The sequence below is a fragment of the Lamprobacter sp. genome (genome assembly GCF_034860625.1).
In the GTDB taxonomy this organism is placed as follows: Bacteria; Pseudomonadota; Gammaproteobacteria; order Chromatiales; family Chromatiaceae; genus Lamprobacter.
On the sequence record NZ_JAYESN010000007.1, the window covers coordinates 30,492 to 49,325 of the forward strand.

Here is an 18,834-nt window from a genome sequence, read left to right on the forward strand (position 1 = left end):
CGTCACGCAGCAGCTGAGATCGCCGGGTTTCCTGCTCATCCTGCTAAGCGTGATTCTGGAGAGGGCGAGCGAACATCGGGCTGGTCCGGAACCTGTGCGTCTGGGGATCACCGAGGGGCAGTCCGCATTGGAGCTGACTTGGGTCAATGCGCTGCCGGCTGTTGCGGCAGACCGCTATCAACCACATCTTGCGTTCGCTATACTCCGCAACACAATATCTTGTGTCTTTCGTCGGTGAGCCTTTCTATGACGACCCTTGCTGCCCAACTCGCTGTTTTGCCAACAAGCGTCACCAAGCGCGATGGCGAGCAGGTTCCGTTTGACGCCTCAAAGATTCAGTCGGCGATCGCGCGTGCTGGGCAAGCGACGGGCGAATTCGGCGAGATGGAGGCGCAGCTGTTGACCGCGCAGGTGGTCAAGGTGCTGGCACATCGCTACGGTGAAGGGCGCAACCCAGACATCGAGGGTATCCAGGACGTCGTCGAGCAGACGCTGATCAGCGCCAATCATTTCGAGACCGCGCGCTCTTATATCGTCTACCGTGAGCAGCGCGCCAAGCTGCGCGCCGATCGGCGCACGCTGGTGGATGTCTCCAGCTCGATCAACGAGTACCTGGACCGCTCGGACTGGCGCGTCGCGGCCAATGCCAATCAGGGCTATTCGCTCGGCGGGCTGATCCTGAACACCTCCGGCAAGATGATCGCCAACTATTGGCTGTCGCATGTGTATCCGCCGCAGGTCGGCGAGGCGCATCGCGAGGGCGATATCCATATCCATGATCTCGACATGCTCGCCGGCTACTGCGCCGGTTGGTCGCTGCGAACCCTGCTGACCGAGGGGCTGAATGGCGTGCCGGGCAAGGTCGAGGCCGGGCCGCCGCGGCACATGTCGAGCGCGATCGGACAGATCGTCAACTTCCTCGGCACCTTGCAGAACGAATGGGCGGGCGCCCAGGCATTCTCGAGCTTCGATACCTACATGGCGCCCTATGTGCGCGTCGATGGTCTCGACTATCCGCGCGTCAAGCAGTACATCCAGGAGCTGATCTACAACCTGAATGTGCCCTCGCGGTGGGGTTGTCAGTGCGTCGATGCCGAGACCGAGTGCCTGACCGAGCAGGGCTGGAAACGCTACGACCAGATCGCCGAGGGCGAACGGATTGCCACCTTCGATTGGCGCAATAATCGCTTGGAGTACCTGGAGCCGCTGGCGATCACGGCCTACGACTTCGACGGCGAGATGTATGTGCTGCGCAACCGTACCCAGGAGCAATGGGTCACGCCACAGCACAAGGTCGTCAGAAAGGTTTTCAACTCGGATAACCGTTGGATTCTCGAAGAGATCGAAGACGTCGCTAAGCTGAAATCGCCGGTGATCGTGCCGAATGCCTGGGAGACCACCTCGACGGTTGAGGTGGATGACAACCTGGTTATGCTGCTGGCTTGGGTGGTTGCGGAGGGGAACCTCGATTTTGACGCCGGTCGGCGTCGCGTCAGCATCTGGCAATCAACGGGTAACCGCGAGAACGCGGCCGAGATCGAATGGCTGCTGACCGAGATGGGCCTGACCTGGCATGAGCGACGCCAGACTGGCACCTATGCCAATCACCCTGTCTGTCGTTATCGGCTCAACAGCGAGGGCAGTGAGCTGGTGCTCGGCTATCTGCAGCGCAAGTGTGTGCCCGCATTGATCCGCACCCTGTCGGCGCGGCAGATCCGGCTGTTTCTCGAGACTTATGTCAAGGGCGACGGCAGCATCGAGCCGAACGGCCGCACACGCATCTATACCAACGACCAGGAAAACCTCGACGCCCTGCAAGAACTCTGCAGCCTGGCGGGCTGGGGCAGCACGGTCTACACCCGCAAGGATTCCGGCGTGCATGTGCTGAACATCGTCCGCAACCGCGAGACCTATATTCAGCTGATCGAGCGCAAGCCCTATCGCGGCAAGGTCTGGTGTCCGACGACCCGCAACGGCACCTTCGTCGCTCGTCGTCGCGGCAAGACCTTCATTACCGGTAATACCCCGTTCACGAACCTGACCTTTGACTGGGTCTGCCCCGAGGATCTGCGCCAGCAGGTGCCGGTGATCGGCGGCCAGGAGCAGTCGTTCAGCTACGGCGAACTGCAGGCCGAGATGGACATGATCAACCGCGCCTACATCGAGGTAATGACCGAGGGCGATGCCAAGGGGCGCATCTTCACCTTCCCGATCCCGACCTACAACATCACCGAGGATTTCCCCTGGGAGAGCGAGAATGCAGAGTATCTCTTTGAGATGACTGCAAAATATGGCCTCCCCTATTTTCAGAACTTCCTCAACTCCGAGCTCTCGCCGAACATGGTGCGCTCGATGTGCTGCCGGTTGCAGCTGGATCTGACCGAGCTACTCAAGCGCGGCAACGGGCTATTCGGCTCGGCCGAGCAGACCGGCTCGCTCGGTGTGGTGACCATCAACTGCGCGCGGCTTGGTTATACCCATCGTGGCGATGAGGCCGGGCTGCTGCGCCGGCTCGATGAGCTGATGGAGCTGGGCAAAAAGAGCTTGGAGCTGAAGCGCAAGGTGATCCAGCGCCACATGGATGCCGGGCTGTTTCCCTATACCAAGCGCTATCTCGGCACCCTGCGAAATCACTTCAGCACGCTCGGGGTCAATGGCATCAACGAGATGATCCGTAACTTCACCGCGGATACCGATGATATCACCACCGAGTGGGGCCATGCCTTCGCTTGCCGACTGCTGGATCATGTGCGTGCGCGGATGATCGAGTTCCAAGAAGAGACCGGGCACATGTACAACCTGGAGGCGACGCCGGCTGAGGGGACGACCTATCGCTTCGCGCGCGAGGACAAGAAGCGATTCCCTGACATCCTGCAGGCCGGTACGGATGACACTCCGTACTACACCAACTCGTCGCAGCTGCCGGTCGGCTATACCGACGATGCCTTTGAGGCACTGGCGGCGCAGGACGCACTGCAGACCAAGTACACCGGCGGCACCGTGCTGCATCTGTACATGGGCGAGCGCATCGGCTCCACCGATGCTTGCAAGCGCCTGGTGCAGCGAGCGCTGACCAATTTCCGACTGCCCTATATCACGGTGACACCGATCTTCTCGGTCTGTCCAACCCATGGTTACATCGCCGGCGAGCACGAGTTCTGCCCCAAGTGCGATGCCGAGCTGATTGAGAAGAAGCGTGCCGAGTTGCAGGCCACAGAGACGGCTTGAACGCGGCTGACCAGCCGTACCCTTCCATTGACAGGAGCATCCAATGACTGAAACAACCACTGAGCCGACCATCGAGCTGCGCGACGAGGAGCGCACCCGGTGCGAGGTCTGGACCCGCGTGATGGGCTATCACCGGCCGGTGTCCGCCTTCAATCGCGGTAAGCAGGCCGAGCATCAAGAGCGCATCTATTTTCAGGAGCGACCAGCGGGGGGCACGGATGCGCAGCCGCACTCGAACTGGCGTGCGGGCCAGGATTCAGGACAGCAGGCGACCCATCGTCCGCATCAGCGCGCTGTTGAGGCTCGGCGCCAAGCTGCGTGAGTGCCAAGGCTAATAAGCTTCAGCTCGGCGGGCTGACGCCGCTGACCAGCGTCGATTATCCGGGCGAGCTAGCAGCGGTGATCTACTGTCGGGGCTGCCCCTGGCGCTGCCCCTACTGCCATAACGGCCATCTGCTCGATGCCGCGCCTGAGGCTGAAAATGAAGGTGAAGGTGAAGGTGAAGAGGCAAGCGAAGGGATAGAGCAGCATGCGATCACCTGGCCCGATGTGCTTGAGCTGCTGAAATCCCGCCGTGGTCTGCTCGACGCGGTGGTCTTCAGCGGCGGCGAGCCAACTGCCCAGTCTGCACTCGCCGATGCGATGGCCGATGTACGCGCACTCGGCTTCAAGGTTGGACTGCACACTGGCGGTCCCTATCCGCAACGCTTGCGCGCCCTGCTGCCGCTGCTCGACTGGGTCGGGCTCGATATCAAAGCCCTGCCCGAGGATTATCCTCAGGTGACCGGCGTGCCCGGCTCCGGCGAGCAGGCTTGGCAGAGCCTGGCTTTACTGCTCGAAGCCAAGGTCTCACTGGAGGTACGCACCACACCGATGCCAGGGCTCGATGATGATGCCTATCTATCTCGGTTAATGCTCAAACTGGCCGAGGCCGGCGTGACCCATTACGCCCTGCAGCAGGCGCAATCCGCACATCTGCTGGAGCCAGCGCTGCGTCATCAGCTGCGTCATTTTTCCAAGCACGCGCTCTCCGATGCTTCGGGCCTTGAGGACTCTGAGGGCGGACTGCCCAATCCATTCCCGCATTTCGAGCTGCGCGCCGCCTGATCGTCGTCTTGATCATGCTTGCGGCGCGCCTGCTCGCAACGGCGGTTGGCGGCTTGGGTGTGGGCTCTCGCCAAATCTGCGTCTGATGACCCAATGCCGCAGGCGGTCGGCAGAGGCGGGTTGCGGTCCTTTGTGCCTGCTCGGATGGTCCCCATGATGTCTGTTCATGCTGCTCGGCTCGCCATTCGAGGTTGGTCGGCGTTTGCCAAGGGTTGTCGACAATGGAGCCGAAAGATTCTACAAATAACCAGGGTTTCAAAGGGTTTACGAACGAAAATTGCCCATTTCTCCCCTGCCATTCTGGGGTCAAACGAGAATTTAACTGCCTTTTTTGTTATTGTCCCCTGATCGCGTACGACTGTCCTGGACCCTACGAGGTCTTCACGGACGCTCAGGGTGTGACGAGAAAGGACTGCACCGCTTGCACGCTCCCCCATGATGGCTACCAGGCCTCTTGGGCCTTCATCCAAAAATGGCTAGCGAAGCCTGTGGTCTGGAATGGCCAGCCTCAGCATGAGCGTTATAGGCGCAAGGCGCGGCTCAAGTCGGATCAGATTCCGGACCAGATGCCGAAAGTGGCAGACGACAGGCAAGACTGATTACCGCGACTGACGCCAAATACCGCAGTTGCGCCGGCTACAGGCTTACGGCCTAGCCGTCGGCCTTGTTAACGTGAATCTCACGCGATTCATTTTCGGGGTGGCGGTGAGCCATGAGCGTTCGGACGTTCTGGATGATCCGCGAGCTCAGGCAGTCCTGGATGCCTAGCGCTTCGCTCCCAGGTGCGGCGAAGAGCTTAGCGATTCTGATCAGACGATTCTGATCAGACGATTCTGGTCAAATATCGCAGATGCTGAGCAGCAGACACAGCCTAGCCGCAGTCGAGGAGCAAGCCATCTAATGCTGGCGCTTGCGCGGCTGCGATCTGAACGCGGCCCCGTCTTGGCCTGCTGACCGCCAGCGGCTGCGGACCCTAATTCAACCATCGGACCCAGCAAGTTGTTATGAGTGATCGAACCAACCTTCTGAAGCAACGCCTCGAACAGACCATCCTCATCCTCGACGGTGCCATGGGCACCATGATCCAGCGCCGCAAGCTGGAAGAGGGCGATTACCGTGGCGAGCGCTTCAAGGACTGGCCGAGTGATCTCAAGGGCAACAATGACCTGCTGGTGCTGACCCGGCCTGACCTGATCGCCGACATCCATGGCGAGTACCTGGCCGCAGGCGCCGACATCCTCGAGACCAACACCTTCAACGCCACCCGCATCGCGATGGCCGATTACGGCATGGAGGAGCTGGCACGGGAGATCAACGTTGAGGCCGCGCGACTGGCGCGCAAGACCGCCGACGGCTACGCAACGCCCGACAAGCCGCGCTTCGTCGCCGGCGTGCTCGGGCCGACCAACCGCACTGCGTCGATCTCGCCGGATGTGAATGATCCGGGCTTTCGTAACGTCAACTTTGACACCCTGGTCACGGCCTACGCCGAGTCCACGCGCGGTCTGATCGAGGGCGGCGCTGACATCATCCTGGTCGAGACGGTATTCGACACCCTGAACGCCAAGGCGGCGCTGTTCGCGGTCTGGAAGGTGTTCGACGAGGACGGCGTCGAGCTGCCGATCATGATTTCCGGCACCATCACCGATCAGTCTGGCCGCACCCTGACCGGGCAGACCACCGAGGCCTTCTACAACTCGCTGCGCCACGCGCAACCGCTGAGCATTGGACTCAATTGCGCGCTCGGCCCGCAGGAGCTGCGTCCTTATGTGGAAGAGCTGGCGCGCATCGCCGAGTGTCGGGTCTCGGCGCATCCCAACGCCGGTCTGCCGAACGAGCTCGGCGGCTATGACCTTGGCCCCGAGGAGATGGCCGAGGAGGTCAGTGACTGGGCGCGCAGCGGCTTCCTGAACATCGTTGGCGGCTGTTGCGGCACCGGCCCTGAGCACATCAAGGCCATCGCTGAGGCCGTCGCCGGGATGACGCCGCGCGATGCCAAGGTGCTGGAGCCGGCTTGCCGGCTCTCTGGCCTGGAGCCGATGAACATCAAGGCCGACAGCTTCTTCGTCAACGTCGGCGAGCGCACCAACGTCACCGGCTCGGCGCGCTTCAAGCGGCTGATCAAGGAGGACGATTACGATACCGCGCTGAGCGTGGCGCTGGAGCAGGTCGAGGGTGGCGCCCAGGTCATCGACGTCAACATGGACGAGGGGCTGCTGGAATCGGCCGAGGCGATGCATCGGTTCCTGAATCTGACCGCGGCCGAGCCCGACATCGCGCGCGTGCCGGTGATGATCGACTCCTCGAAGTGGGAGGTGATCGAGACCGGGCTCAAGTGCGTGCAGGGTAAGGCCATCGTCAACTCGATCTCACTCAAGGAGGGCGAGGAGAAGTTCATCGCGCAGGCGCGGCTCTGTCGGCGCTATGGCGCGGCGGTGATCGTGATGGCCTTCGACGAGGTCGGCCAGGCCGATACCCAGGCGCGCAAGGTCGAGATCTGCACCCGCGCCTACAAGATCCTGACCGAGCAGGTGGGCTACCCGGCCGAGGACATCATCTTCGATCCGAACATCTTCGCCGTCGCCACCGGCATCGAGGAGCACAACAACTACGCCGTCGACTTCATCGAGGCCACCCGCGAGATCAAGCGCAGCCTGCCGCATGCCAAGGTCTCGGGCGGTGTCTCCAACGTCTCGTTCTCGTTCCGTGGTAACAATCCGGTGCGCGAGGCGATCCATGCCGTGTTCCTCTACCACGCCATCAAGGCCGGCATGGACATGGGCATCGTCAACGCCGGCCAGTTGGCGATCTACGACGATCTGCCCGAGGAACTGCGCGAGGCGGTTGAGGATGTGATCCTGAACCGTCGCGATGATGCGACCGAGCGGCTCTTGGACTTGGCGCCCAAGTACAAGGGCGACGGCTCTAGCGCCGAGAAGGTGGAGGATCTGGAATGGCGCGGCTGGCCGGTCAATAAGCGGCTCGAGCACTCGCTGGTCAAGGGCATCACCGAGTACATCGAGGAAGACACCGAGGCTGCGCGCCAGGCCGCCGAGAAGCCGCTGCACGTCATCGAAGGACCGCTGATGGACGGCATGAATGTGGTCGGTGACCTGTTCGGCGAGGGCAAGATGTTCCTGCCGCAGGTGGTCAAGTCGGCGCGGGTGATGAAGAAGGCGGTGGCCTATCTGTTCCCGTACTTGGAGGCCGAGAAGGAGGCCGCTGGCACCCAGCACGAGAGCAACGGCCGCTTCCTCATCGCCACCGTCAAGGGCGACGTGCACGACATCGGCAAGAACATCGTCGGCGTCGTGCTGCAATGCAACAGCTATGAGGTGATCGATCTGGGGGTCATGGTGCCGACCGAGACCATCCTGCAGCGGGCGCGCGAGGAGAACGCCGACATCATCGGTCTCTCCGGGCTGATCACGCCGTCGTTGGATGAGATGGTCCATGTCGCCAAGGAGATGAAACGCCAGGGCATGACCCAGCCGCTGCTGATCGGTGGCGCCACCACCTCCAAGGTGCATACCGCGGTCAAGATCTCGCCTCAGCGCGAGGAGCCGGTGATCTATGTGCCGGATGCCTCGCGCGCAGTAGGCGTGGTCTCGAACCTGCTGAGCAAGACCCAGCGTGACGGCTACGTGGCGGGCATCGTCGAGGAGTACGCTGAGGTGCGTGCCAAGCGACTGGCCAAGGGCAAGACCAGCAAGCTGATGGGCCTGGCCCAGGCGCGCGCGAATAAGACTGAGATCGACTGGGCGAGCTATGAGCCGCCAAAGCCGGTGATCTTGGCGGCTGGCGCTGAGCGAGATCAGGGCGGTGATGCGGTTGCAGCGGCACAGGCCGCTGGTGGTGCAGCCGACATGGCAGCCAAGCGTGCAGGCGGTGATGTCGCCGCGCCGGGGGCAGGCAGCAGCGATCCAGCAACGGCGCTTGCGGCCGCGCTGCCGGGGCTCGACGCCAAGGACATCAAACTCGAGCGCAGCGGCGACGGCGTGATCCTGACCGTCAACAACTACCCGCTTGACGATCTGGTCAAGTACATCGACTGGACGCCGTTCTTCAAGGCCTGGGAGCTGGCCGGCAAGTATCCGGCCATCCTCACCGATGAGATCGTCGGCAAGGAGGCGCAGCAACTGTTTGATGACGCGGTGCCGTTCCTCGAACAGATTGTGAAGGAGCGCTGGCTGCAGGCCCGCTGCGTCTGCGGCTTCTTCCCGGCTAACCGGGTTGGAGACGACGACATCGCCATCTATTCTGATGAGACCCGCAGCGAGAAGACCGCGACCCTGCACATGCTGCGCCAGCAGATGCAGCGTACCGCCGGCAAGGGCCAGCCCAACGTCAGCCTGGCCGACTATGTGGCGCCGGCGGATTCCCAGAAGGGCGATTGGGTCGGCGGCTTCGCGGTCACCGCCGGCATCGGCATCGACGAGCATATCGAGCGCTTCGAGGCCGATCACGACGACTACAGCTCGATCATGCTCAAGGCGCTGGCCGACCGTCTCGCCGAGGCCTTCGCCGAGCGCTTGCATCAGCTGGTGCGCACCCAGCTCTGGGGCTACAAGCCCGGCGAACAGCTCGACAACGACGCGCTGATCGCCGAGAAGTACGAAGGCATCCGCCCAGCGCCTGGCTACGCCGCCTGCCCGGATCACACCGAGAAGGGCACCCTCTGGGAGTTGCTCAAGCCCGATGAGCGCATCGGCCTGACCATCACCGAGAGTTTTGCGATGCTGCCGACCGCAGCGGTCTCCGGCTGGTACTTCGCGCACCCGCAGTCGCGCTACTTCGGCACCGGCAAGATCATGAAAGACCAGGTCGAGGACTATGCCCAGCGCAAGGGCTGGACGCTGGAGCAGGCCGAACGTTGGCTGTCGCCGGTGTTGGGCTATGATCCGGAGTAGGAGCGCGTTCGCTCAGCACCGCATCAGCTAATCGACCATGACCGATAACATTCAGAGACTGCCCTTCCTGGGCCGTCTCTTGAGCTACGCGGGGGGTTAGGGAAAAGTTGCTGAGCTTGGGGTTGTACAATAATGGCTGCATAGACCAGGCAAAAACGAGCATGTTCATGTTAGAGCATATTGCTGTCTTATCAGGGACAAACCCTCCCCTGCTTCCATACAGGCAGAGCCCTACAATCTTGATCAACAATGCACAGCGTTTCGAGAAAGCCGCGTGAAATTCAAGACGTCGCGCTCGCCCAACAAGCGCATACTGTTGCTCCTGCTTGGCCTAGCCGGGATGCTGGGTGCCTGCGCATCAGGGCCGCAGGTGACTGAACAAGAGGCCTATGACGGACAGGCTGCGGCTGGCATCCTGCGCCCACCCGGCGTCCAAGGTGCCTTGGTCCAGCGCCGTTTGGTCACGGAGCTTGCGGCGAGTGCGGCCTTTGCCGGTCTCTACCCGCTGGATTCGCCGTATCAGAGCACGGAGGCCGAGATCCTGATCGAGCCGGTCGTGATTGAGGCAGTGCCGGGTCGCGGTGGGTTCGAACAGATGCTGTTGCAGGTGCGCGCCTACCGCAAGCACAACTCGGATGATGGCTTCAGTCAGCGCTATCGCGGTCGGGCATCGGGAAACCGCGATGCCCTTGACGCGATTGTCAAGCCGCTCGGGAATGACCTGAGGCGCCGCTTTGGCGCCAAGCCGGTTTACTGAGCGAACCCTAGCGGAAACGGCGCAGGTACCACCATTCGAACAGCCGCTTGAGCCAGTGAAACGCCGGTGAGCTAGGCAGCACCAGATTGTACTTGGGCGTGCGTGCGACCAGCATGCCGCGATCATTGGCATCGACGATGCAAAGTAGCTCGACCTTGAAGGTCTCGCTCGGCGTCTTGCCAGACAGTTCAGCGACCAGGTTCTTGGCTGCGGCACCGGCCTGTAAATCGGCCATGTGCGCCTGCTTGGGCATCCAATCGGGGCCGGGGAAACTGCCGGAATCGCCCACCACATAGGTGCGCTCGAAGCCGGGCACCCGGCACTGGGCATCGGCCTGCACCAGACCGCCGGGCGAGCGGGGTAGATCGGTGTCGTCGAACCAGGTATTGCCGGTCATGCCGGGCATAAAAATGATTAGGTCGGCGGGGAATTCGCCGCCTTCGGTGATCACCTTTTCGGCGGTGAACTGCTTTAGCTTATGTCCAAGATGGGTCTCGATGCCGACCCGCTGCATCTCGCCGAGCAGTTTGTCCACCGCCTTGGGTCCAAGCCGATTACCGGGCCGTTCAGCGGGGGTGAAGAAGACGATGCGGAAGCGCTCGCGACGGCCTTCCTTGCGCAGTTGTCGGTCGAGCCCGAACAGGAACTCGAAGATCGGCCCGCCGCGCATCGATGAGGGCTCATTCGGATTACCCGCGAAGCCCATGGCGACGGTTCCACCGTCCATGGAGCCCAGTCGATCGCGGATAGCTTGTGCTGCGGCGATGCCCTCACAGGGTGTGATCGCATGCTCAATGCCGGGTAGCTTCTTGATGAAGCGTCCACCGCTGGCGATGATCAGGCCGTCGTTCTCGATGGGGCCGGCATCGGTCTGCAGTATGCGGCCGCCATCACTCAAGCCAGTCGCCGAGGCGGCGACATGCTCAGCGTTCATCTTGCGAAAGAAGTGGCCGAGGTCGAGCCGGAGATCCTCGCCACTGCGCAGTCCGCTCGGCACCCAGATCAGGCCCGGATAGTAAACGAACTCAGGGCGCGGGCTGACGACCCTGATCTGGCCCTTGAAGCCCTCGTCTCGGAGGGTCTTGAGGGACGTCAGCGCGCCGAATCCGGCGCCGACGATGGTCAGGCGTTGCATAAGGGTCTCCAAAATCTGCTAGGAATCTGTTCGAGGTGGGCGTTCGTGCTGCCCTTTGCTAGAGGGCCGCTGAATGGTTTGACCAACCCGGTAAAGAGGTCGCATAATGATCGGCTACGTCCGCGAAGGGCGTAACTCCTTGCTCCATAGCACGCATGGCACGCGTCGCGTCGCTGGGGGCTCTATTATCCGTGAGGAGCATTATGCGTCATTACGAGATCGTCTTTCTGGTTCATCCGAGCCAGAGCGAGCAGGTTCCAGCCATGTTGGATCGTTACCGGACCAGCGTCGAGTCGCGCGGCGGCCAGATCCATCGGCTTGAGGACTGGGGGCGGCGCCAGCTCGCCTATCCGATCAACAAGATCCACAAGGCCCATTATGTGCTGATGAATGTGGAGTGCGATGCCGAGGCCCTGGCCGAGCTCGAAAGCGCCTTCCGTTTCAACGATGCGGTGTTGCGCAACATGATCATCAAGCGCGATGCGGCGGTCACTGAGCCGTCGCCGTTACTGAAGAGTGGCGATGAGCGTGAGAGCGCCGGGGATGACGAGGGCGGAGACCGGGGCGAGCGTCGCCCGAGACGCTATGACGATGGCGGCGAAGGGCGGGAACGCTCGCGCGATTCAGACGACGACTCAGATCGCGATTGACGCCATTGCGAATTGAGTCCACACCGGATTGAGCCATGCTGAATTGAGCCCAGGCCGGTAAGCGATCGATTTCGCTGATCGCATTCCCTTTCCTCTCTCTGCATGTGTCGAGGCACCTTATGTCACGCTATTTCCGCCGCAAACGCTATTGCCGGTTCACCGCTGAAGGCATCACCGAGATCGATTACAAGGATCTCAACTTGCTCAAGGCCTTTGTCAGCGAATCCGGCAAGATCGTCCCGAGTCGCATTACCGGCACCTCGGCGCGCTACCAGCGCCAGCTTGCCACCGCCATCAAACGCGCCCGTTTCGTCGCGCTGTTGCCGTACACCGACGGCCACTGAGCCTGAGCTGCATCCCTCAACGCATTCACGAAGGAGATACCCCGTGGACCTGATCCTGATGAAAAAGGTACGTGGCTTGGGCGAGCTCGGAGACAAGGTCTCGGTGCGCGCTGGCTACGGCCGCAACTTCCTGATCCCGTCAGGCTATGCCAAGCCTGCGACCGCCGCTAATCTGAAGGCATTTGACGAGCGCCGCGCCGAGCTCGAGCGCGAGGCTGCCGAGGCGCTTGCGGCCGCCGAGGCCCGCAAGTCGCGGCTTGAAGGCGTCATTGTCACCATCCCGCGCAAGGCGGGCGATGAAGGCCGCCTGTTTGGCTCGGTTGGTACTGCTGATATCGCCACAGCCATCACCGAGGGCGGTCTTGGCATCGAACTGCTCAAGAGCGAAGTCCGGCTGCCGAACGGCCCATTCCGAGCCGTCGGTGACTATGATGTCGAGCTGCATCTGCATTCGGATGTCGTGGTCAGCGTGCGCATCGAGGTCATTCCGGCCAACTGAGGCGATGCGCAAGGCTGCGGGCTAGATCCGCAGCAGCAGCCGTGCCGGGTCTTCGAGCGTGTCCTTGATGGTCTGGAGGAACTGCACGGCCTCGCGTCCGTCGACGATGCGGTGATCGTAGGACAGCGCCAGATACATCATCGGGCGGATCACGACCGCTCCGTCGACCGCGATTGGGCGCTCCTGAACTTTGTGCATGCCGAGAATAGCGCTTTGCGGCAGGTTCAGGATGGGGGTCGAAAGCATGGAGCCGAAGACCCCGCCATTGGTGATCGAAAAGGTCCCCCCGGTCAGTTCCTCAAAGCTCAGCGAACCGTCCTTGGCCTTGTTGGCAAAGTCGACGATGCCGCGCTCGACGTCCGCCATGCTGAGCTGGTCGCAGTTGCGCAAGATCGGCACGACAAGCCCGCGCTCAGAGCTGACGGCGATGCCGATGTCGTAGTAGCCATGGTAGATGATGTCGTTGCCGTCGACCGAGGCGTTAATGATCGGGAAGCGCTGTAGTGCCTCGACGGCGGCCTTGACGAAGAACGACATCAGTCCGAGGCGTACGCCGTGCGTCTTCTCGAAGCGTTCTTTGTACTGGGTGCGCAGAGCTAACACCGAGGCCATGTCGACCTCATTGAAGGTGCTTAGCATCGCGGCGGTCTGTTGAGCCTCGACCAAGCGCTCGGCGATCCGTGCCCGCAGTCGGGTCATCGGCACCCGTTGCTCGGGTCGTCCGGCCTCGCCGGTGAGTCTTGGTCGCTGAGGTTTGTCGAGCGGTTCGGCCCCGAACTCGGGGGCCATGGCTCGCTTCTTGGCGAGTGCCGCGGCATCGGGGTCGATCGCCGGCTCGGCCGCCTCTTGTTCGTCGAGCCAGGCGATCACGTCAGCCTTGGTGATGCGGCCGCTTTTGCCACTGCCAGGGATCTGGCGAGCGTCGAGGTTCATCTCCTTGACTAGACGTCTTGCAGCAGGCGCGAGGACCGGGTCGGCTGGTCGTGGCGGGCGTTGCTCGGCTGCCTGATGCGCGGTGGTGGGCGCTTCAGCGGCGGTGGGCGCAGGGCGGCTGCTTAGGGATGGGCGTGTTTCGTTCTGTGATGCGTCGGCCTGGGAATCCGCGACCACCGCTGCTGCCGGCAGCTGGTCATTCGGCGCGTCAGGCGCATCCGACGTAGCAGGCGCATTAGGCGTAAGCGCAGATGCCTGCGGCTCGATGTTGGCGAGGACGCTGTCGTTGGTGACCAGCTCGCCTTCGGCGACCTTCACTTCGATGAGGATACCGTCGGCCGGCGAGGGCACCTCGAGCACAACCTTGTCGGTCTCGAGATCGACCAGGGTGTCGTCTTGGCGAACCTGATCGCCAGGCTTGAAATGCCAGGTCAGTACCGTTGCGTCGGCAACCGATTCGGGCAGGGCGGGGACACGAACTTCAGTGGGCATGGGGCTCCCGTGGGTCGGTTGATGGTTACCGCAGGCGGCTGCTAGGGCTGATCGTCATCCGCTTCAAGCCCATTGTCGAGCGGGATCGGGATGCGACGATTCATGCTTGGATTGATACTTCCGGTGAGGGCTTCGTCGATCAAGCGCTCCTGTTGCTCGACATGCACCGAGCGGTGGCCGACGGCGGGAGTGGCTGCCGCAGGCCGGCCGACATAAAACGCCTGCTTCCCGCTGAGGATAAGCCCATGGAAACGGTGCTTGATCTGATCCCAAGCACCTTGGTTCTGAGGCTCCTCTTGGCACCAGATGATCTCCTGGGTGTCCGGATAATCGGCGAGCACGGCGGCGAAGGCCTCTTTTGGGAACGGATAGAGCTGCTCGATGCGGATGATGGCGACATCGGTCAACCCACGGGCATGGCGCGCTTCTAAAAGATCATAGTAGACCTTGCCGGAACAGAAGATCAGGCGCTCGACCACGGTTGGGTCGAGCGGATCGGCTTCCGGAATGATCGGCTGGAAGGCGCCATGCGCGAGTTCGTCTAAGGAGGAGACCGCGAGCCGATGCCGGAGTAGGCTCTTCGGCGTCATCACCACCAAAGGCCGGCGATAGTCACGCAAGAGCTGCCGGCGCAAGAGATGGAACATCTGCGCCGGCGTGGTCGGCACGCAGACCTGGATGTTGTGCTCGGCGCAGAGCTGCAGGAAGCGCTCCAGCCGCGCCGAGGAATGCTCGGCGCCCTGTCCTTCGAGGCCATGTGGCAGCAGCATCACCAGTCCGCAGTCGAGCCCCCACTTGCTGCCCGCCGAGCTGATGAACTGGTCGATGACGACCTGGGCGCCGTTGGCGAAATCGCCGAACTGGGCTTCCCAGAGTGTGAGCGCATTTGGCTCGGCGGTCGCGAAACCGTATTCAAAGCCCAGCACTGCCTCTTCAGACAGGATCGAGTCGATGGCGATGAAGGGTCCCTGTTGCTCGGGCTGATCGAGGGTTTGGCCCGGCGGCGCGGCCAGGTGTTGCAGCGGCGTGTAGTCGTTGCCGGTGCGCTGACAATGGACCTTGGCATGGCGATGCACAAAGGTACCGCGACTGGCATCCTGACCCGAGAGCCGCACCGGATAGCCGGCATCGAGCAGGGTCGCATAGGCCAGGTTCTCGGCGAAGCCCCAGTTCGCGAGCTGGTCGCCCTGCGCCATCTTGCGCCGCTCGGCCCAGACCTTGGCGACTCGGGCGTGCAGCTCGAAGCCATCCGGGAGCTGCAGCTGGCGCTCGGCGAGCTCGCGCAGCCGCTCGCGCGAAAAGCCGGTGTCGGCGGGCAAGTGCCAGTCGTCGCCAAAGCGCGACTTCCAGTCGACTCGGTAGCTATGCTCAAGGCCGCAGAGCACGGGACGGGCAACCACGATCCCGTGCTCGATGCTGGATCGGTAGTCCTCGATCAAGGCCACAGCCTCATCACGACTGAGCTGGCCACGGTCGATCAGTCGATCAGCATAGATGGCCCGAGCGGTCGGATGCTGGCGGATGCGCTTATACATCATCGGCTGGGTCACCGCCGGCTCATCGGCCTCGTTGTGGCCGAGGCGGCGGTAGCAGATCAGGTCGATGACGACGTCTTTCTTGAACTGATTGCGGTAGTCGAGAGCCAAGCGGGTAACGAAGATGACCGCTTCCGGGTCATCGCCGTTCACATGGAAGACCGGCGCCTGCACCATCTTGGCGACGTCGGTGCAATAGAAGGTCGAGCGGGTATCCAGTGGGTTGCTGGTGGTAAAGCCGATCTGATTGTTGATGACGATGTGGACAGTGCCGCCGGTGCCGTAGCTGCGGGTCTGCGAGAGCTGCAAGGTCTCGGTGACCACGCCCTGGCCGGCAAAGGCGGCATCGCCGTGGATCAGCACCGGCATCACCTGGTCGCCGCTGCGATCGCCACGGCGGCGCTGGCGCGCACGCACCGAGCCTTCGATCACCGGGTCGATGATCTCCAGGTGCGAGGGATTGAAGCCGAGCGCGACATGGGTGATGCCGCCTGGTGTGTCGACATCGGTCGCAAAGCCGAGATGGTATTTGACATCGCCGGCGAGTTGGCGCGGGCTCAGGCGCACCTTGCCCTCGAACTCGGCAAAGATCTCCTGCGGCGGCTTGCCGAGGATATTCACCAGCACATTGAGTCGGCCGCGATGCGCCATGCCGATGACGATCTCGCGCACCCCCTTGCGCCCAGCGCGTTGGATCAGCTCGTCGAGTAGCGGGATCAGCGCCTCGCCGCCTTCGAGTGAGAACCGCTTCTGGCCGACGTAACGGGTGTGCAGATATTTTTCTAAGCCCTCGGCTGCGGTGAGCAAGGTCAGCAGCCAACGCCGATCGGCGGACTTCAGCTCGGGACGCGCTTGATAGCCCTCGATGCGCTTTTGCACCCAGCGTTTCTCGCTGGTCGAGGTCATGTGCATGTATTCGAAACCGATCGGACCGCAATAGATCCGTTGCAGCAGATCGATGATGCCACGCAGCGGCATCCGGTCTGGCGCATAGAGCGAGCCGGTATGGAAGACCTGATCCAGGTCAGCGTCTTCGAGCCCATGGTAGCTCGGCTGTAGATCGGCGACCTTGGGTGCCTGGCGCAACTTCAGCGGATCAAGGGCTGCGACCTGATGGCCGCGGTAGCGGAAGCTGTTGATCAGCCGGACGACCGCTGTTTGCTTCTCCGCCGCGGCAGGTTCCAGCCGGCTCAGCGATCGACTCTGGGCACGGTTGCGGCTCTCGTTCGCCAGGCGCTGGAAGTTCTCGCGCACCGGGCCGTGCGGCACCTCGTTGGCAGCCTCTTGATGGATCAGCTCAAAGCGCTGCCGCCAGGCCAGGTCGATGCTCTCCGGGTCTTTGAGGAAACGCTCGTAGAGATCCTCAATGAAGGCTGCGTTGCCGCCATAGTAGGCGGATGAGTTACGGAATAGCTCGAGAAGCGCGCTCATGAGGATGTCGGGAAGAGCCTAGGGCTCGGTCGCTGGCCGAACAGTTGAGTGTAGCGCATCGTATCGGCCTAGCGGCGATGCTCACCCCAATATCTACTATCAGGTCAGTGGGCGCCGCCTGAGTGCTGAGTCGAGTGGCCGCGTTGTGACATTAATCGGGGCTAAACAGTCGGTTGGCCAGGGGCCTGACGCGCGTCATCGCCCATTGCCCATCGCCAACCCGCCGACGTATGGCCATCAACCGCTGAGCATGGCGACTCAGTCTCATGTTCGATTCGGCAGGCCCTGTCCGATTGAAGCACCGGCATGTGTTTGGTGAGTCGGCTTATGCGCTCGCCAGCCTTTCATCAGCGCGCCGCTTCCAGCGCCGCGATGCGTTGCTCCAAGGGCGGATGGCTGGCAAACAGTGCCATAAAGCCCTGCGCAATCTTGCCCGAGATGCCGAAGGCCGCGAATTCACCAGCAGGCAGGTCGCGTGGCTCATGCACGCGCTGCAATGCACGCAGCGCGGCGATCATCTTTTCGCGTCCGGCCAGACCGGCCCCGCCCGCATCGGCATGAAACTCGCGGTAGCGTGAGAACCACATCACGATCATCGAGGCGAGGACCGAGAGCAGGATCTCGGCGAGGATGCTGACGACGAAATAGCCGATGCCATGGCCTTGCTCATTCTTAAAGACCACTCGGTCGACCGTGTGGCCGATTACCCGCGCTAGGAACACTACGAAGGTGTTGACCACGCCCTGGATCAGCGCCAGCGTGACCATGTCGCCATTGGCGACGTGGCTGATCTCATGGCCGACCACGGCCTCGACCTCATCCTTGCTCATGTGCTGCAACAGGCCGGTGCTCACGGCGACTAGTGCGTCGTTCTTGTTCCAGCCGGTGGCGAAGGCGTTCGGATCGGGCTGGTCGAAGATGCCGACCTCGGGCATGCGGATGCCGGCCTGCTCGGATTGGCGACGGACCAGATCGATCAGCCAATGCTCAAACGGGGTCGAGGGCTGCCCGATGATCTGCACGCCCATGGAGCGCTTTGCCATCCACTTGGAGAGGAACAGCGAGATCAACGAACCCGAGAAGCCGATCACCGCCGCGAAGACAAGCAGGGCGCCTAGATTCAGGTCGACATTGTTCGCGGCCAGCAGGCCGCTGATGCCAAGCAGGTTGAAGACGATGCTGATGACGACGAGCACCGCGATGTTGGTGCCCAAGAACAGAAGGATGCGCATCATGGTGAGTGGACCTCGTCGAGTGAAAAAGAGGTGGCTGGTCTTCCAGCAGCGTTCGCGAAGGCTAATTCTAGCCGCCGTTCAGATCGCATCCTGCGCGGGCTCGCGCGGCTGGTAGGGCCTGAAAATCGCGCTAAACATGCATGCTCCGTGGGGATTTGACAAGGTGCCAATCGCATGAGGATTTCAGCATCCTCGATCATCTTGCCGCTGTGCAATTTCTCGCTAGACAAGCGCGCGTGATCGACTTAATATAACGGGCTCGATGACGGGGCCATAGCTCAGCTGGGAGAGCGCAACACTGGCAGTGTTGAGGTCGGCGGTTCGATCCCGCCTGGCTCCACCAATCTTGAAAAGATTCGGCAGCTCCTCCCGTGCTCTGACCGCAAAGGTCGAGTTGCCGTTTTTTGACATAGAAAGCCTCTGTCCCCATCGTCTAGAGGCCTAGGACACCGCCCTTTCACGGCGGCAACCGGGGTTCGAATCCCCGTGGGGACGCCAATTTAATCAAGCGCTTACTGGTATTTCAGTGGCGCTTTTTTATTGCCTGCTCGCGTCGCGTATCCGGTCATCGCACGCGA

General features: G+C 62.1%; 12 protein-coding genes, 2 tRNA genes and 1 pseudogene. 11 read left to right on the forward strand and 4 right to left on the reverse strand.

Annotated elements, in window-relative coordinates; translation table 11 throughout:
- The first annotated feature begins 246 nt into the window (after window positions 1-246).
- The 6 genes and pseudogenes from VBE63_RS03220 to VBE63_RS03245 all read left to right on the forward strand — a co-directional run bounded on the left by VBE63_RS03220 (window position 247) and on the right by VBE63_RS03245 (window position 10,002).
- On the forward strand, window positions 247-3,228 hold the full coding sequence (locus VBE63_RS03220; RefSeq protein ID WP_323681555.1) for a ribonucleoside triphosphate reductase: 2,982 nt from the start codon (window positions 247-249) through the stop codon (window positions 3,226-3,228).
- Window positions 3,229-3,271: 43 nt separating this feature from the next.
- A pseudogene (gene nrdD, locus VBE63_RS03225) lies at window positions 3,272-3,439 on the forward strand (anaerobic ribonucleoside-triphosphate reductase); the annotation flags it as partial.
- A gap of 107 nt (window positions 3,440-3,546) precedes the next feature.
- The gene (locus VBE63_RS03230; protein ID WP_323681556.1) at window positions 3,547-4,335 is read left to right on the forward strand and encodes an anaerobic ribonucleoside-triphosphate reductase activating protein; all 789 of its coding nucleotides are present in this window, start codon (window positions 3,547-3,549) and stop codon (window positions 4,333-4,335) included.
- Window positions 4,336-4,556: 221 nt separating this feature from the next.
- Window positions 4,557-4,934: a cysteine-rich small domain-containing protein gene (locus tag VBE63_RS03235; protein ID WP_323681557.1), complete on the forward strand. Its 378-nt coding sequence runs from the start codon at window positions 4,557-4,559 to the stop codon at window positions 4,932-4,934.
- A 405-nt stretch (window positions 4,935-5,339) separates the two neighbouring features.
- Window positions 5,340-9,245: a methionine synthase gene (metH, locus tag VBE63_RS03240; RefSeq protein ID WP_323681558.1), complete on the forward strand. Its 3,906-nt coding sequence runs from the start codon at window positions 5,340-5,342 to the stop codon at window positions 9,243-9,245.
- 274 nt (window positions 9,246-9,519) lie between these two features.
- The gene (locus VBE63_RS03245; protein WP_323681559.1) at window positions 9,520-10,002 is read left to right on the forward strand and encodes a hypothetical protein; all 483 of its coding nucleotides are present in this window, start codon (window positions 9,520-9,522) and stop codon (window positions 10,000-10,002) included.
- 7 nt (window positions 10,003-10,009) lie between these two features.
- On the opposite strand, the gene VBE63_RS03250 is transcribed toward VBE63_RS03245, so the two are convergent.
- A complete protein-coding gene (locus tag VBE63_RS03250; protein WP_323681560.1) occupies window positions 10,010-11,137 on the reverse strand; it encodes an NAD(P)/FAD-dependent oxidoreductase in 1,128 nt (375 codons plus the stop codon).
- A 203-nt stretch (window positions 11,138-11,340) separates the two neighbouring features.
- Between VBE63_RS03250 and rpsF the strand changes: the two genes are divergently transcribed.
- The 3 genes from rpsF to rplI all read left to right on the forward strand — a co-directional run bounded on the left by rpsF (window position 11,341) and on the right by rplI (window position 12,630).
- Window positions 11,341-11,787, forward strand: coding sequence for a 30S ribosomal protein S6 (gene rpsF / locus VBE63_RS03255; RefSeq protein WP_323681561.1), 447 nt, complete (start codon window positions 11,341-11,343; stop codon window positions 11,785-11,787).
- Window positions 11,788-11,906: 119 nt separating this feature from the next.
- On the forward strand, window positions 11,907-12,131 hold the full coding sequence (gene rpsR, locus VBE63_RS03260) for a 30S ribosomal protein S18 (protein WP_200244815.1): 225 nt from the start codon (window positions 11,907-11,909) through the stop codon (window positions 12,129-12,131).
- Between the two features lie 43 nt (window positions 12,132-12,174).
- Window positions 12,175-12,630 carry a 50S ribosomal protein L9 gene (gene rplI, locus VBE63_RS03265; protein ID WP_323681562.1) on the forward strand — a complete coding sequence of 152 codons (456 nt, stop codon included), beginning with the start codon at window positions 12,175-12,177 and terminating at the stop codon, window positions 12,628-12,630.
- 21 nt (window positions 12,631-12,651) lie between these two features.
- Here the strand turns inward: rplI and odhB are convergent, their stop codons facing one another.
- From odhB to htpX, 3 genes are all read right to left on the reverse strand, one after another.
- Window positions 12,652-14,055: a 2-oxoglutarate dehydrogenase complex dihydrolipoyllysine-residue succinyltransferase gene (gene odhB / locus VBE63_RS03270; protein WP_323681563.1), complete on the reverse strand. Its 1,404-nt coding sequence runs from the start codon at window positions 14,053-14,055 to the stop codon at window positions 12,652-12,654.
- 41 nt (window positions 14,056-14,096) lie between these two features.
- Complete coding sequence (locus VBE63_RS03275) at window positions 14,097-17,021, reverse strand: 2-oxoglutarate dehydrogenase E1 component (protein ID WP_323681564.1); 2,925 nt, start codon at window positions 17,019-17,021, stop codon at window positions 14,097-14,099.
- A gap of 347 nt (window positions 17,022-17,368) precedes the next feature.
- Window positions 17,369-18,256 (reverse strand): protease HtpX, encoded by an 888-nt coding sequence (gene htpX / locus VBE63_RS03280; RefSeq protein WP_323681565.1) that lies wholly within the window; start codon window positions 18,254-18,256, stop codon window positions 17,369-17,371.
- A 267-nt stretch (window positions 18,257-18,523) separates the two neighbouring features.
- Here htpX and VBE63_RS03285 point away from each other — a divergent pair.
- Both VBE63_RS03285 and VBE63_RS03290 read left to right on the forward strand, forming a co-directional pair.
- Window positions 18,524-18,599: transfer RNA gene (locus VBE63_RS03285), tRNA-Ala, on the forward strand.
- A 79-nt stretch (window positions 18,600-18,678) separates the two neighbouring features.
- Window positions 18,679-18,754: transfer RNA gene (locus VBE63_RS03290), tRNA-Glu, on the forward strand.
- Window positions 18,755-18,834 lie beyond the last annotated feature (80 nt).

Coding starts and splice junctions, on each gene's coding strand:
- VBE63_RS03250 (WP_323681560.1), bottom strand. CDS start 11,137: ATGCAACGCCTGACCATCGTCGGCGCCGGATTCGGCGCGCTGACGTCC.
- VBE63_RS03275 (WP_323681564.1), bottom strand. CDS start 17,021: ATGAGCGCGCTTCTCGAGCTATTCCGTAACTCATCCGCCTACTATGGC.
- rpsF (WP_323681561.1), top strand. CDS start 11,341: ATGCGTCATTACGAGATCGTCTTTCTGGTTCATCCGAGCCAGAGCGAG.
- rpsR (WP_200244815.1), top strand. CDS start 11,907: ATGTCACGCTATTTCCGCCGCAAACGCTATTGCCGGTTCACCGCTGAA.
- htpX (WP_323681565.1), bottom strand. CDS start 18,256: ATGATGCGCATCCTTCTGTTCTTGGGCACCAACATCGCGGTGCTCGTC.
- odhB (WP_323681563.1), bottom strand. CDS start 14,055: ATGCCCACTGAAGTTCGTGTCCCCGCCCTGCCCGAATCGGTTGCCGAC.
- VBE63_RS03235 (WP_323681557.1), top strand. CDS start 4,557: ATGGAGCCGAAAGATTCTACAAATAACCAGGGTTTCAAAGGGTTTACG.
- metH (WP_323681558.1), top strand. CDS start 5,340: ATGAGTGATCGAACCAACCTTCTGAAGCAACGCCTCGAACAGACCATC.
- VBE63_RS03220 (WP_323681555.1), top strand. CDS start 247: ATGACGACCCTTGCTGCCCAACTCGCTGTTTTGCCAACAAGCGTCACC.